Below are 14,476 nucleotides of genomic sequence, written 5' to 3' on the forward strand. Positions count from 1 at the left end.
ATAATAGAAAAAATTGGAATTTTGATGTGAATCGGGATTGCGCGAATCAGTATTAATCCCTTAGGAGCAGAGAGCGCAATCCGGCGGCTTTATTTTCAATCTCCTGCCACTCCTGCTCCGGGTCAGATCCGCTGACAATGCCGGCGCCAGCGTAAAGCCGCAGGGAATCCTCCAGCACGCGGGCGGAGCGCAATGCCACGCAGAACTCACTTTGATCGGGCGATAAATACCCGGCCGAACCGGCGTACCACTCGCGGTTAAAGGGTTCAACCTTCTGGATAAACTCGCGTGCAGGCTGTCGCGGTAATCCCGCAACGGCCGCGGTTGGCTGCAGCATGTTAAGACACTGCTCATCATCGGCCTGCTTGAGCTCGGTCCAGATACAGCGGCGTAAATGCTGCACTTTACGCAGGCGCACCACCTGGGCTGGCAGTACCTCAAGCGTCTGCGTGTGGTGCTGAAGACGCTGACAGATATCTTCCACGACCAGCATATTTTCACGCTGGTTTTTATCGTCATTCAGCAGCCACTCGCCCAGACGCTGCGCCTGTTTATCATCATTGTGGCTGGCAACCGTGCCCGCCAGCGCTTCCGTGCGCAGCAGCCTGCCGCGCCGCCGCCAGAGTCGCTCGGGCGTTGAGCCCAGAAAGGCGTTGCTGGCGTCAAATACCATGCAGAAATGGTAGCAATGTAAATTCAGGGCGCGGCTGGCCGCCATCAGCGCGACGGGGTTAATGCGCCGTGTAAACTGAAGATCGGTGGCCCTCGCGAGGACGACCTTTTCAAAATCACCGCGCGCGATGGTTTCGGTCGCCCTGTGGACAAGTCTCAGCCATTCGGCCTGTTGCGGCTGATGGGTTTCGTGCTCAACCTGAACGGCCAGCGGGCGGATAGGCCTGGCAGGCTGAAGCTGCTGTAAAAAATCCCGCGCGGCAAAGGCGTCGTCCTGAAGCGAGCGCTCGCTCCATAATTGCAGGCGCAGCGTGGCGTTTCCGGCCGTGCGTCGCCAGAGCAGACGGGGTAAAAAGAGGCTGCCCTGCTCCGGGTTAAAGGCGTTCAGGCCGCAGATACGGGTATCACCTGCCGCATTTTGCTCACGCAAAAACTGTGAGGCTATCGCCAGAGAGGAAAAATGGGTAACCGCCCCCAGCGCAGCCAGCTCTTCATCGCCGTTACGCTGCTGCCAGTAAAACTGAGGATAGCACTGCTGCGCCCCCAGCCAGGCGAGGGGATCGAAGGCATCGTTTAACGGGAAAGAGACGTCGAAATGACGTATGCCGGGTGCTGCGGGTAACGCTTGCGTAAGCTGGGTACGCAGATGCTCCAGCGCGAGGAAAATCGAATTCACGCGAACCTCTCCCTGTTAAAACCTCGTATTATACGGGGTACTGACCATAAATAGCAGTACCCACGTATAGGGAGTGGTTAAGCGGCTTAACGACGGGCCAGCAGCAGGCCGAGAACCAGGCCTACAGCAGCGCCTGCGCCGATACCCTGCCACGGTTTTTCATGCACGTAATCATCGGCACGATAAACCGCTTTTTTAGCGCGGTAGTAATAGGTATCAGACGCATGGCTGACGCGGTTTTTGACCTCATGCAGCGCCTGTTCGGCACGGGCTTTTAGCTCAATATATTTCTGATCGGCAGGGTCGCCCGAGGAACGTAACACCTCTTCCAGCGTTTCGCTCAGTAAGGCCAGATCGTCATCGATACGGGTATCCCAGGATTGAAATGACATAGTTTTCTCCATGTTAGTACACCAGTCCGCTAACTATAGCCAACGCGCCGCCATTACGCCTGTTTCACTTCCCGCGCCATGCCGATGTGGGGAATGCCATCTTCGTCATACACTTCCGTTACCGGCGTGAAGCCAAAGTGGGCATAAAACGACTGCAGATGCGCCTGCGCGCCCAGGTATAACGCCTTGTCCGGCCACTGTTTCTGGCACGCTTCCAGCGTTTTTTCCATAAGCTGGTAGCCCAATTTTTCGCCGCGCGCCTTGCCGCTAATGATGACGCGGCCAATAACGACAGGCTCAAAATCGTCTTCGCTTTTCAGAATCCTCGCATACGCGACCAGCTCGTTATCGCGCCAGCCGAGGATATGACGGTTCTCGCCAACGAGGTCATCGCCGTCGATGTCCTGATACGGGCAGGTCTGTTCTACAACAAACACTTCACAGCGCAGTTTAAGCAGCGCGTAGAGCGAATGAACGGTGAGGTCGCTATGGTGTAAATCTTGCCACTGGATCATGTCAGTCTCCTTCCTGGGGTTCATCACGTTATACTAAACCCCTCCCCGTTCGGCAAAGGGCTGATTGCGTTATGGAACTGATTTTTCTGGGTACGTCCGCTGGCGTGCCAACCCGCTCACGAAATGTGACGGCGATTCTGCTGGATCTTAAACACCCAACCCGCGGCGGGCTGTGGCTGTTTGACTGTGGTGAAGGGACGCAGCATCAGCTGTTACATACCGCTTATCACCCGGGCAAGCTGGATAAAATCTTTATCACTCACCTGCATGGTGACCATCTCTTTGGCCTGCCCGGCCTGCTGTGCAGCCGCTCAATGGCCGGTAATGCCAACCCGCTGGCGATTTACGGGCCTGCGGGTGTGCGTGAATTTGTTGAAACCACGCTGCGCCTGAGCGGCTCGTGGACGGATTATCCGCTGGAGATCGTTGAGATTACAGAAGGCGTGGTTTTCGATGACGGGGATTATCGGGTTACGGCCCAACCACTCAATCATCCAGTGGAATGCTATGGCTACCGTATTGAAGCGCATGACAAACCCGGCGCGCTGGATGCCGCTGCGCTAATGGCCGACGGCATTAAGCCCGGGCCGCTGTTCCAGCGCCTGAAGCACGGAGAGACCGTCACGCTGGAGGACGGGCGCGTTATTAACGGCCAGGATTATCTCGCCGCACCGCAGCCCGGCAAAAAACTGGCGATTTTTGGCGACACGGCCCCGTGCCCGGCGGCGCTCACGCTGGCTCAGGGCGTGGACGTGATGGTGCACGAAGCCACGCTTGAAGCGGCAATGGAAGAGAAAGCCAACAGCCGTGGCCATAGCTCCACGCGTCAGGCAGCGCAGCTTGCCCGTGACGCGGGCGTCGGGAGGCTCATCGTTACCCACGTCAGTTCACGCTACGACGCGCGGGGATGCGCAAACCTGCTGTCGGAGTGCCGCGCGCTGTTCCCGGAATGTGAGCTGGCCGAAGATTTCGCTCAGGTCAGCGTTTAGTCCTTCATTTTTCTCTCAGGATGCCGATAACGATTAAAAGGTCAGCATTTCTCTCGAGGGTAGAATGGATAATTTCCAGAAAGATATTGATGACAGGGCGAATCTGACCCTGTCGAACCGTTTTGAACTGTTGCTGTTCCGTCTGGGCACCTCTCTTAACGAAAATAAATCCGAGCTGTTTGGCATTAACGTCTTTAAGCTGCGTGAAATTGTGCCGATGCCGGAGTTCACGAAACCCGCAGGGATGAAATCACCGCTGATGGGAATGGTGAATATTCGCGATCAGGTGATTCCGGTGATCGATCTGGCCGCCGTAGCGGGCTGTAAGCCCACGACCGGGCTGAACATTCTGCTGATCACCGAATATGCCCGCAGCGTGCAGGCGTTTGCCGTGGAATCGGTTGAGAACATCATGCGTCTGGACTGGAAGCAGGTGCACGCGGCGGAAACCGCCGTCAGCGGCCGCTATATCACCAGCATAGCCTGCCTGGACGAGAAGACCGATACCAACGATCTGGCAATGGTGCTGGACGTTGAGCAGATCCTGTATGACATCACCCCGGCCAATCACGATCTGCACGCCACAAACCTGAAGACCACCAAATTCCATATTAAGCCAGGCGCTGTCGCCATCGTCGCGGAAGACTCCAAAGTGGCGCGTTCGATGCTGGAGAAAGGCCTGCAGGCGATGGAGATCCCGGCGCAGCTGCATATCACCGGTAAAGAGGCGTGGGAAAAAATTGGCGTGCTGGCGGCACAGGCGCAGGCTGAAGGGGTGCCGATCACCGATAAGATCGCTCTGGTGCTGACCGACCTCGAAATGCCGGAGATGGACGGCTTTACGCTGACGCGTAAAATCAAAACCGACCCGTTCCTGAAGGACATTCCGGTGGTGATCCACTCTTCCCTTTCCGGCAACGCCAACGAAGATCATATTCGTAAGGTGAAGGCGGACGGTTACGTGGCGAAGTTTGAGCTGAACGAGCTGTCGTCGGTGATTGAGGAAGTGCTGGACCGCTCGATGAAGAAGATTGACGGGCCGCTGATTAGCCGCAAGCAGCTGGCTTAAGTCTGGAGCGGGCTGGTGCCCTCACCCCAACCCTCTCCCACAGGGAGAGGGCGAAGACCATAAAAAAACCCGCCGAGGCGGGTTTTTTGCTTTTACATTAATGGCATCGCTCGCTGCACGATATCAATCAGAGGCTGCGGATAGATACCGAAGATCAGCACCAGCAGTGCGGAGATGAGTACCACAATACCACCGGCGCTGTACTGCCAGTTGGTTGGGGCATCACGGTTGAGCTGCTGAGGTGCACTCAGGTACAGGCTCACTGCCACACGCAGGTAATAGTACAGACCAATCGCGGAGCCGATAACCACGCCCGCAGTCAGCCACCACAGGTGCGCCTGCACACCGACGGCCAGAACGTAGAACTTACCGATGAAGCCCAGCGTCATCGGGATACCCGCCAGAGAGAGCATCATCACCGTCATCACCGCGGACAGAATTGGACGGTGCCAGAACAGACCACGGTAGGAGAACAGTGAATCGGCATCCGGACCACGGTACGGGCTGGACATCAGGCTCACCACGCCGAACGCGCCGAGGCTGCTGAACAGGTAACCGGCCAGATACACGCCTACGGCTTCCATCGACATCTCACCGCTCTGCAGCGCAATCAGCGCCACCATCAGGTAGCCCAGATGAGAGATTGACGAGTAGCCCAGCAGGCGTTTGATGTTGGTCTGGCTCAGCGCCATCAGGTTACCGAAGATGATGGAGACGAACGCGATGATGCCCAGCACCACGCGAACCGCTTCGCTGTCACCCACCGGTGCGTACAGGAACAGACGCATGACCACCCCGAAGATAGCGATTTTGCTCGCCGTCGCCAGGAAGGTCGACACCGGAGCCGGAGCACCCTGGTATACGTCTGGCGTCCACAGGTGGAACGGAACCAGAGAGAGTTTGAAGCCAAGGCCAACAATCATCATGCCCAGACCCGCCAGCAGCAGCGGCTCATGCAGCATGCCGTCGCCGAGGCTCTTGCCGAGCGCCATGAAGGAGAGATTACCGGACTGTGCGTACAGCAGCGCAATACCAAACAGCAGGAACGAGGACGCCGCCGCAGACAGGATGGTGTACTTGATGCTGGCTTCCAGAGAGCGCTTCTGGCGGAAGGCGTAACCAATCAGACCGAACAGCGGCAGAGAGATCAACTCAATGCCGAGGAACAGTGCAGCAAGGTGGTTCGCGTTCGCCAGCAGAATGCCGCCCAGCGCGGCAATCAGAACCAGCAGATAAAACTCTTCTTTATTGTCGTTGTAGCCTTCGAGCCACGGATACGCAAAGGTACAGGTTGCCAGGCTCGCCAGCAGAACCAGACCGGTATACAGCATGGCGTAACCGTCAACGCGCATCAGCGGGGTGACGTCCATCGCTCCACCCTGGCCAACAAACCAGAGAGAGACTAACGCGGCGTTCAGGCCGATGACCGACAGCGTGGCATTCAGGAAGTGATTGCGTCGCCACGCAATGGAGAGCATCACAACCACCACCGTCAATCCGACGATCAGCAGCGGTAGCAGCGCGATCAGTTGTTGTGGAGTTATTGTCATGGCGAATTACGGCCTTGTAGTAGAAGCAGAATTAACAAACCACTGCTGGATGTTACCCATCGCGCTGTGCGAGGTATCCAGAATCGGCTGCGGGAAGAAGCCCAGCAGCACCAGCAGTACGACCAGCAGCAGGATGATGAACAGCTCACGCAGCGACATCCCCGGCAGTTCTTGTGCAGCAATTTCGCTCTTCGCTTTACCGAAGTAAGCGCGGTGCAGCATCGCCAGCGAGTACACGGAAGCGAATACCAGACCAAAGGTGGAGATCACGGTAATCACCGGTACCACTTTGAAGCTGCCGAACAGAATCATAAATTCGCCGACGAAGTTACCGGTGCCCGGCATCCCCAGGGTGGCAACCGCGAAGAACATGGACAGCGCTGGCAGCCATTTAATTTTGCTCCACAGGCCGCCCATCATACGCATGTCGCGGGTATGCAGACGTTCGTACAGCTGGCCGCACAGGATGAAGAGGCCGGCTGCGGACAGACCGTGCGCAATCATCTGGATCACCGCGCCCTGGTACGCCAGCTGGCTGCCGGTGTAGATAGCAATCAGCACGAAGCCCATGTGGGAAACGGAGGTATACGCAATCAGACGCTTGATGTCGTACTGCGTGAAGGCCATCCAGGCACCGTAGAAGATACCGATCACACCCAGCCACATGGCAATCGGTGCGAACTCAGCGGAGGCATTCGGGAACAGCGGCAGTGCGAAACGCAGCAGACCGTAGGCCGCCGTTTTCAGCAAGATGCCCGCCAGGTCAACGGAACCCGCCGTTGGCGCCTGAGAGTGCGCGTCTGGCAGCCAGCCGTGCAGAGGAACCACCGGCATTTTCACCGCGAACGCGATGAAGAAGCCCAGCATCAGCAGGTATTCAACGCCGTGCGACATCGGGGTCTTCAGCAGGTCTTCGTAGTTGAAGGTCCAGGAGCCGGTCGCGTTGTGATGAACAAACACCAGCGCCAGAATGGCAATCAACATTACCAGACCACTCGCCTGGGTATAGATGAAGAACTTGGTTGCCGCCGTGATACGCGTTTTACCGTCGGACGCCTTATGGCCCCACAGCGCGATCAGGAAGTACATCGGCACCAGCATCATCTCCCAGAAGAAGAAGAACAGGAACATGTCGATGGCAAGGAACACGCCGATAACGCCGCCCAGGATCCACATCAGGTTCAGGTGGAAGAAGCCCTGGTATTTTTCGATTTCACGCCAGGAGCAGAGTACCGCCAGAACACCGAGCAGACCAGTCAGCACCACCATCAGCAGCGACAGACCGTCAATCGCCAGGTGGATCGTAATGCCGAAACGTGGGATCCACGGCAGGATAAACTCAGACTGCCACTGCGGAATGCCCACAGACTGGGTCAGAGAGTAGCCACCCTGCAACCAGAGTTGCAGACCAAGCGCGAGCGTCAATCCCATGGTGATCAGCGCGATCCAGCGCGGCATCTTCACGCCAAAGCGTTCAGTCTGCCAGCACAGGAAGCCGCCGATGAAGGGAATTAATATTAGCCAGGGTAGTAACATGGCGATTTACATTCCTTTTTAAGGCCCCCAGCAGGGGCCTGATTTTCAACGAATTCGAATAAAATTCACTTAACGATCAACGCAACACCATCAGCAGCGCCAGCACGACAACCGCACCGATGCTCATGGACGCCACATACCAGCGCAGATAACCGTTCTCGCTGTACAGCAGGCCTTTACCTGCAAAGCGGGAGAGGATCGCCGGGATATTCATCAGGCTGTTCAGTGGGTCGCGCTTCAGCAGCCACGCAATGCCCAGGAACGGCTTAACGAAGATCATGTCGTACAGCCAGTCGAAGCCCCACGCGTTATACCACCAGGTGCCCAGCAGACGGCCTGGCGCACTGTTGGCCACGGCAGTGACCAGCGTACGTTTGCCCAGCCACAGCCATGCAGCGATCAGGATGCCCGCGATAGCGACCACGCCGGAGGTGATTTCAAGCGTCAGAACGCGACCGTGCTCAAGCTCGGTGGTGTCTGGCAGTACGCCCTGCAGCGGTGGCACAATCATCGCGCCAACGAAGGTGGACAGTACCAGCAGCACAATCAGCGGCAGGTGGTGGGTAATCCCCTTCCCTGCGTGAGCGTGAATTTGTTCTTTACCGTGGAATACGATGAAAATCATACGGAAGGTATACAGGGAGGTCATGAACGCACCGACCAGACCCGCAACCATCAGATTGATATGACCATTCGCCATGGCACCCGCAAGGATTTCGTCCTTACTGAAGAAGCCCGCGGTAATCAGCGGCAGTGCCGCCAGCGCCGCGCCGCCGACCAGGAAGCAGATATAAACCAGCGGAATGGACTTACGCAGTCCGCCCATCTTGAAGATGTTCTGCTCGTGATGGCAGGCCAGGATCACGGAACCGGATGAGAGGAACAGCAGCGCTTTAAAGAACGCGTGCGTCATCAGGTGGAAAATGGCTGCGTCCCACGCCTGAACGCCCAGCGCGAGGAACATGTAACCAATCTGGCTCATGGTGGAATACGCGAGAACGCGTTTGATGTCGGTCTGCACCAGCGCGGCAAAGCCTGCCAGCACCAGCGTGACCGCACCGACGATACCCACCAGGTGCAGAATTTCCGGAGTCATCAGGAACAGGCCATGGGTACGCGCAATCAGGTAGACGCCTGCGGTTACCATGGTTGCAGCGTGGATCAGCGCGGAGACAGGGGTTGGACCCGCCATCGCGTCGGCCAGCCATGTCTGCAACGGCAGCTGCGCGGATTTACCCACGGCACCACCCAGCAGCATCAGCGTTGCCCACCACAGCATGTTGTTGCCTGCGGCGAAGTGCGCTGGCGCCAGTTCCACCATTTCGCGGAAGTTCAGCGTGCCCAGTTCGTTGTAAAGAATGAACAGCGCGAAGGCGAGGAAGACGTCACCCACGCGGGTTACGACGAACGCTTTCATGGCCGCCGCGCCATTCTTCGGATCGGTAAAGTAGAAACCGATCAGCAGGTAAGAACACAGACCCACGCCTTCCCAGCCCAGATACATCAGCAGCAGGTTATCGGCCAGGACCAGAACCACCATGCTGGCGATAAACAGGTTGGTGTAGGCGAAGAAGCGGGAGTAACCCTCTTCACCGCGCATGTACCAGGAAGCGAACATGTGGATCAGGAAGCCGACGCCAGTGACCACGGAGAGCATGGTCAGCGAAAGACCATCCAGCACCAGGTTGAAGCCGATGTTGAAATCACCGACCGACATCCAGGTCCACAGCGGAACGCTGAATGGCTGACGTCCGTTGTTAAAGAAGTCGATACCCACATACGCCGTCACCAGCGCAGCCAGACCGATTGAGCCAATGCCCACGGTCGCAGACAGATTCTCAGACCAGCGGCCGCGAGAAAACGCCAGCAGCACGAAGCCAATCAGCGGAAAAATAATGGTTAAGGCAAGCATGTTCATCCACGCAACTCACTTACTGAATCGATGTTCAGGTTCTGGCGGCGACGATGGAGCTGCAGTAACAGCGCCAGGCCAATACTCGCTTCGGCAGCCGCAAGGCTGATGGCGAGAATGTACATCACCTGACCATCGGTCTGGCCCCAGTAGCTTCCGGCGACCACGAAGGCCAACGCGGAGGCGTTAATCATGATTTCCAGGCCGATCAGCATAAACAGCAGATTGCGGCGGATAACCAGACCGGTCAAACCCAGAACGAATAAAATCGCAGCGAGGATCAGTCCATGTGTTAAGGGGATCATGCGCGCTCCTCCGTTTTTCTTTTCGCGCGGTCGTCAGTGCGGTTGCTCAGCACCTCGCCAGCGCGCTCTTCGCGGCCAACGTGGAAAGCAACAACCAGACCTGCCAGCAGCAGCATTGAGGCCAGTTCAACCGCCAGAACGTATGGGCCAAAGAGCGTGATACCGACCTCTTTAGCACTGATTGGCGTTCCGTCGATGCCCTGATCGTTTACGCCCAGGATGGCGTAAACGATCACCACCAGCATGATGGCCGACAAGATTGCCGGGCCAATCCACACCTGCGGTTTTAACCACTGACGTTCCTGCTCAATTTCAGAGCCGCCCAGGTTCAGCATCATCACCACGAACACGAACAGCACCATAATGGCCCCGGCGTAGACGATGATTTCCAGCGCACCGGCGAAGTGCGCGCCCAGCGCAAAGAACACCCCGGAAATGGCCAGCAGCGAGATGATTAAGTACAGCAGCGCATGCACCGGATTGGTGTGCGTAATCACTCGCAGCGTAGCCAGGATGGCGATAAGGCCACAGATATAAAAAGCGAATTCCATTGCCCTCTCCTTACGGTAACAGGCTCTTGACGTCGATAGGCTTAGCTTCGTTCTCTGCTTCGCCCTTATCTTTGCCGTCGATTGCCATACCCGCCATCCGGTAGAAGTTATATTCCGGGTATTTGCCCGGACCGGAAATCAGCAGATCCTCTTTCTCGTACACCAGGTCCTGACGCTTGTACTCACCCAGCTCGAAGTCTGGAGTCAGCTGAATCGCCGTGGTTGGGCACGCTTCTTCACACAGACCGCAGAAGATGCAGCGTGAGAAGTTGATGCGGAAGAACTCAGGGTACCAGCGGCCGTCTACCGTCTCTGCTTTCTGCAGAGAGATACAGCCTACCGGGCACGCTACCGCACACAGGTTACAGGCAACGCAGCGCTCGGAACCGTCCGGGTCGCGCGTCAGCACGATACGGCCACGGTAGCGCGGCGGCAGATATACCGGCTCTTCCGGGTACATCCGGGTTTCGCGTTTGGCAAACGCGTGCAGGCCGATCATCCAGATACTGCGTACCTGGGTACCGAAGCCTACCAGTAATTCTTTTAAGGTCATGGTCTATAGCCCCTTATGACTGCTGCCAGAGAATGACAGCCGCCGTTACCAACAAGTTGACGAGCGTCAGCGGCAGGCACACTTTCCAGCCGAAGGACATTACCTGGTCATAACGTGGACGCGGTAACGCTGCGCGAATCAAAATGAACATCATCATGAAGAACGCGGTTTTCAGCGCGAACCAGATGAACGGCGGTAAGAACGGGCCATGCCAGCCACCAAAGAACAGCGTTACCATCAACGCGGAAATGGTGACGATACCGATGTACTCGCCCACGAAGAAGAGACCGAATTTCATACCGGAATATTCGATGTGGTAACCGTCGGCCAGTTCCTGTTCGGCTTCTGGCTGGTCAAACGGGTGACGGTGACACACGGCCACGCCCGCGATAGCAAAGGTAATAAACCCAAAGAACTGCGGGATAACGTTCCAGATGTCGGCCTGGTTGTTGACGATGTCGGTCATGTTGAATGAACCGGCCTGCGCCACCACGCCCATCAGGGACAGACCCAGGAACACTTCGTAGCTCAGCGTCTGCGCGGAAGCACGCATCGCACCCAGCAGCGAGTATTTGTTGTTACTGGACCAGCCTGCGAACAGCACCGCGTAAACCGCGAGGCCAGCCATCATCAGGAAGAACAGAATGCCGATGTTCAGGTCAGCCACAACCCAGGTCGGGCTGACGGGAACGATCGCAAACGCCAGCAGCAGCGAGGTGAAGGCGATCATCGGCGCCAGAGTAAAGATCACGCGGTCAGAGAAGCGCGGGATCCAGTCCTCTTTAAAGAACATCTTGATCATGTCCGCGACCAGCTGGAGTGAACCACCCCAGCCCACGCGGTTCGGTCCGTAACGGTTCTGGAACAGACCGAGCAGACGACGTTCACCAAAGCTCATGAACGCGCCGCAGGTGACCACCACCAGCAGAATCACAACCGCTTTCAGAATGCTCAGCAGGATGTCGATAAGATCCGGCGTTAACCAACTCATGCTTTTGCCTCCTGCAGGTTATCAAGACGCGCACCCGCCAGTACCGGCGCGATGCCAGGCATACCCATCGGCAGACCCACCTGCCCTGCTGTCAGACCTTCGGAGATAATCAGCGGCAGGCTGATTGTCTGGCCGTCATAGCTAAAGGCAATGTGTGCGCCAGCGTTAACGCCAAGCTTCGCGGCATCCGCCGGGTTGAGCTTGATGTACGGCTGCGGCATGCGGGTCTGGAAGACCGGTGAACGCTGGGACAGCTCGTCGCTACCGAACAGATGGTAGTACGGCGCAATGCGCCAGTTACCTTCCTGCGCCTGGAAGCTCGCCGGAACGGTCGTGAAGAAGTCCAGACCGGTTTCGGAGGCTTCAATCAGACGTACGCCCGGATCGCCGTGGCGCAGTGAACCACCCACTTCAGCCTGGAACTTGTTCCATGCCTGCGGGGAGTTCCAGCCCGGAGCCCACGCAAATGGGATCTGTGAACGCGGGGCAGACGGCTGGTTGTTCCCTTCCATTGAGAAGGCGAACATGGTGTCTTTATCCTGCGGCTGGCGCGGTTCGTGCACGCTGATATTGGCGCGCATTGCGGTACGGCCGCTGTAGCGGTGCGGTTCACGCGCCAGTTTCTGGCCGCGAATGCGGAAGCTTGCTTCAGGCGCGGCATCTTTAATGCCTGCCAGCTGAGGCAGTTTCTCGACTACCGCGTCGATAACGTGGTCGAGCTGCGTCCAGTCCACTTCACGGCTCTGCACGGTGCTGTGCAGGGAGTGCAGCCAGCGCCAGCTTTCCAGCATCACGGTGTTGCTGTCGTAGTACGCCGGGTCGTAAACCTGGAAGAAACGCTGCGCGCGGCCTTCGTTGTTGATTACGGTACCGTCGCTTTCTGCGAAGCTTGCCGCAGAGAGCACCAGGTGCGCTTTATCCATAATCGCGGTGCGCTGATGATCGATAACCATCACCAGCGGCGCTTTGGAGAGTGCGGCGTCTACGCGCGCGGCAGAAGCATGGCGATGCAGGTCGTTTTCCAGCACCACAACGGCGTCAGCAGAACCGGATTCCAGTTCGCTTAGCGCAGCTTCCAGCGAGCCGCCGCCAATCATGCCCAGACCAATGCTGTTTACCGCACGGGCAATCATGGTCACGCCGACGTCGGCACCGCGGCCTTTCAGGGCTTTGGCAACGTTTGCTGCGGCCTGAATGATCTCCGCGCTTCCGGCGTTAGTGCCTGAAATAATCAGAGGTTTCTTCGCACCCGCCAGGGCCTGAACAATCACGTCGACCTTGTTCTGCAGGTCGCGATCCAGTTCAACTGCCGGCGCGCTGTTGTCCAGCGCGTGGGCAATCGCAAATCCGAGGCGCGCCTGATCTTCAACCGGTGCACAGTAGGTCCAGGCCGCGATATCGTCCAGACGGGTGTTGTCGACGTTAGTCACAAACAGAGGATGCTTAGCGCGCTGGCCGATGTTCAGGATTGCCGCAATTTGCCAGTCAGCCACTTTCTGCGCGGCCGCCATTTCACGTGCTTTACCCTTCACCGCCTGACGAACCGCCAGAGCCGCGCGTGCGCCGGTCTGCGTCAGGTCTTCACCCAGCACCAGAACCGCATCATAAGATTCAATTTCGCGCAGCGCAGGGGTGTGGACACCGCCTTCACGCAGCACTTTCAGCACCAGCTGCAGACGTTCCTGCTCGCCCTGGGCGATACCGGTGTAGAAGTTTTCCGCGCCAACCAGCTCGCGCAGCGCGAAGTTGCTTTCGATGCTGGCGCGCGGGGAGCCGATACCGATCACTTTCTTCGACTGGCGCAGAATGTCTGCCGCGCCCTGCATCGCCTGTTCAGCGTTCAGGGTAATAAAGTCGTCGCCACGGCGCTGAACCGGCTGACGCGGACGGTCTTTCAGGTTCACATAGCCATAGCCGAAACGACCGCGGTCGCACAGGAAGTAGTGGTTAACGGTGCCGTTGTAGCGGTTTTCGATACGACGCAGTTCGCCGTAGCGCTCGCCCGGGCTGGTGTTACAGCCGAGGGAACACTGCTGGCAGATGCTTGGCGCAAACTGCATGTCCCACTTACGGTTGTAGCGCTCGGAGTGGGTTTTATCGGTGAATACGCCGGTTGGGCAGATTTCCACCAGGTTACCGGAGAATTCGCTCTCAAGCACCCCGTCTTCCGGACGACCGAAGTAGACGTTATCGTGTGCGCCATAGACGCCCAGATCCTGGCCGTCCGCGTAATCTTTGTAGTAACGCACGCAGCGGTAGCAGGCGATGCAGCGGTTCATTTCGTGAGAGATGAACGGCCCCAGGTCCTGGTTACGGTGGGTACGCTTGGTAAAGCGATAGCGACGGAAGCTGTGACCGGTCATCACGGTCATATCCTGAAGGTGGCAGTTACCGCCCTCTTCGCAGACCGGACAGTCGTGCGGGTGGTTGGTCATCAACCATTCCACAACGCTTTCGCGGAACTGTTTCGCTTCTTCGTCATCAATCGAAATAAAGGTGCCTTCGGTGGCTGGCGTCATACAGGACATCACCAGGCGACCACGCGTGTCTTCCGCGTTTTGATATTGCTTCACCGCACACTGGCGGCAAGCACCGACGCTGCCCAGCGCCGGATGCCAGCAAAAATACGGAATATCAAGGCCGAGCGACAGACAAGCTTCCAGCAGGTTGTCCGCCCCGTTGACCTCATATTCTTTGCCGTCTACATGAATCGTAGCCATTAGCATGCTTCCAGTTGGCTCAGTCGAAACCGAGCGTTAATCAAA

13 protein-coding genes are annotated in these 14,476 nt (G+C 57.5%); 2 read left to right on the plus strand and 11 right to left on the minus strand.

Features of this window, described 5'->3' with window-relative positions; genetic code table 11:
• Positions 1 to 52: 52 nt before the first annotated feature.
• The 3 genes from menF to ACWHWP_RS16160 form a co-directional block, all read right to left on the minus strand.
• Entirely contained in the window at positions 53 to 1,348 is a 1,296-nt protein-coding gene (gene menF, locus ACWHWP_RS16150; RefSeq protein ID WP_059312838.1) for an isochorismate synthase MenF, read from the minus strand.
• 86 nt (positions 1,349 to 1,434) lie between these two features.
• Positions 1,435 to 1,740, minus strand: a complete 306-nt coding sequence (gene elaB, locus ACWHWP_RS16155; RefSeq protein ID WP_059312839.1) for a stress response protein ElaB — start codon at positions 1,738 to 1,740, stop codon at positions 1,435 to 1,437.
• Positions 1,741 to 1,793: 53 nt separating this feature from the next.
• Positions 1,794 to 2,255 carry a GNAT family N-acetyltransferase gene (locus tag ACWHWP_RS16160; protein ID WP_063957851.1) on the minus strand — a complete coding sequence of 154 codons (462 nt, stop codon included), beginning with the start codon at positions 2,253 to 2,255 and terminating at the stop codon, positions 1,794 to 1,796.
• A 71-nt stretch (positions 2,256 to 2,326) separates the two neighbouring features.
• Between ACWHWP_RS16160 and rbn the strand changes: the two genes are divergently transcribed.
• Both rbn and ACWHWP_RS16170 read left to right on the plus strand, forming a co-directional pair.
• Positions 2,327 to 3,244 carry a ribonuclease BN gene (gene rbn / locus ACWHWP_RS16165; protein ID WP_447856007.1) on the plus strand — a complete coding sequence of 306 codons (918 nt, stop codon included), beginning with the start codon at positions 2,327 to 2,329 and terminating at the stop codon, positions 3,242 to 3,244.
• A 64-nt stretch (positions 3,245 to 3,308) separates the two neighbouring features.
• A complete protein-coding gene (locus ACWHWP_RS16170; protein WP_032643418.1) occupies positions 3,309 to 4,313 on the plus strand; it encodes a chemotaxis protein in 1,005 nt (334 codons plus the stop codon).
• A 92-nt stretch (positions 4,314 to 4,405) separates the two neighbouring features.
• Here ACWHWP_RS16170 and nuoN read toward each other — a convergent pair whose 3' ends face one another.
• The 8 genes from nuoN to nuoG form a co-directional block, all read right to left on the minus strand.
• Positions 4,406 to 5,863, minus strand: coding sequence for an NADH-quinone oxidoreductase subunit NuoN (gene nuoN, locus ACWHWP_RS16175; protein WP_029740937.1), 1,458 nt, complete (start codon positions 5,861 to 5,863; stop codon positions 4,406 to 4,408).
• A 6-nt stretch (positions 5,864 to 5,869) separates the two neighbouring features.
• Entirely contained in the window at positions 5,870 to 7,399 is a 1,530-nt protein-coding gene (gene nuoM, locus ACWHWP_RS16180; RefSeq protein ID WP_447856008.1) for an NADH-quinone oxidoreductase subunit M, read from the minus strand.
• Between the two features lie 76 nt (positions 7,400 to 7,475).
• On the minus strand, positions 7,476 to 9,317 hold the full coding sequence (gene nuoL / locus ACWHWP_RS16185; RefSeq protein ID WP_447856009.1) for an NADH-quinone oxidoreductase subunit L: 1,842 nt from the start codon (positions 9,315 to 9,317) through the stop codon (positions 7,476 to 7,478).
• A complete protein-coding gene (gene nuoK, locus ACWHWP_RS16190) occupies positions 9,314 to 9,616 on the minus strand; it encodes an NADH-quinone oxidoreductase subunit NuoK (RefSeq protein WP_003861496.1) in 303 nt (100 codons plus the stop codon). Before nuoK ends, nuoL begins: the two co-directional genes overlap by 4 nt.
• Positions 9,613 to 10,167: an NADH-quinone oxidoreductase subunit J gene (gene nuoJ, locus ACWHWP_RS16195; RefSeq protein ID WP_047346614.1), complete on the minus strand. Its 555-nt coding sequence runs from the start codon at positions 10,165 to 10,167 to the stop codon at positions 9,613 to 9,615. The genes nuoK and nuoJ overlap by 4 nt, the downstream gene beginning before the upstream one ends.
• Positions 10,168 to 10,177: 10 nt before the next feature.
• On the minus strand, positions 10,178 to 10,720 hold the full coding sequence (gene nuoI / locus ACWHWP_RS16200) for an NADH-quinone oxidoreductase subunit NuoI (protein WP_003861491.1): 543 nt from the start codon (positions 10,718 to 10,720) through the stop codon (positions 10,178 to 10,180).
• A gap of 13 nt (positions 10,721 to 10,733) precedes the next feature.
• A complete protein-coding gene (nuoH, locus tag ACWHWP_RS16205; protein WP_447856010.1) occupies positions 10,734 to 11,711 on the minus strand; it encodes an NADH-quinone oxidoreductase subunit NuoH in 978 nt (325 codons plus the stop codon).
• Positions 11,708 to 14,431 carry an NADH-quinone oxidoreductase subunit NuoG gene (gene nuoG, locus ACWHWP_RS16210; protein ID WP_447856011.1) on the minus strand — a complete coding sequence of 908 codons (2,724 nt, stop codon included), beginning with the start codon at positions 14,429 to 14,431 and terminating at the stop codon, positions 11,708 to 11,710. Before nuoG ends, nuoH begins: the two co-directional genes overlap by 4 nt.
• Between the last annotated feature and the right edge of the window lie 45 nt (positions 14,432 to 14,476).

The organism is Enterobacter sp. WI-ESBL-E8 (genome assembly GCF_053364895.1).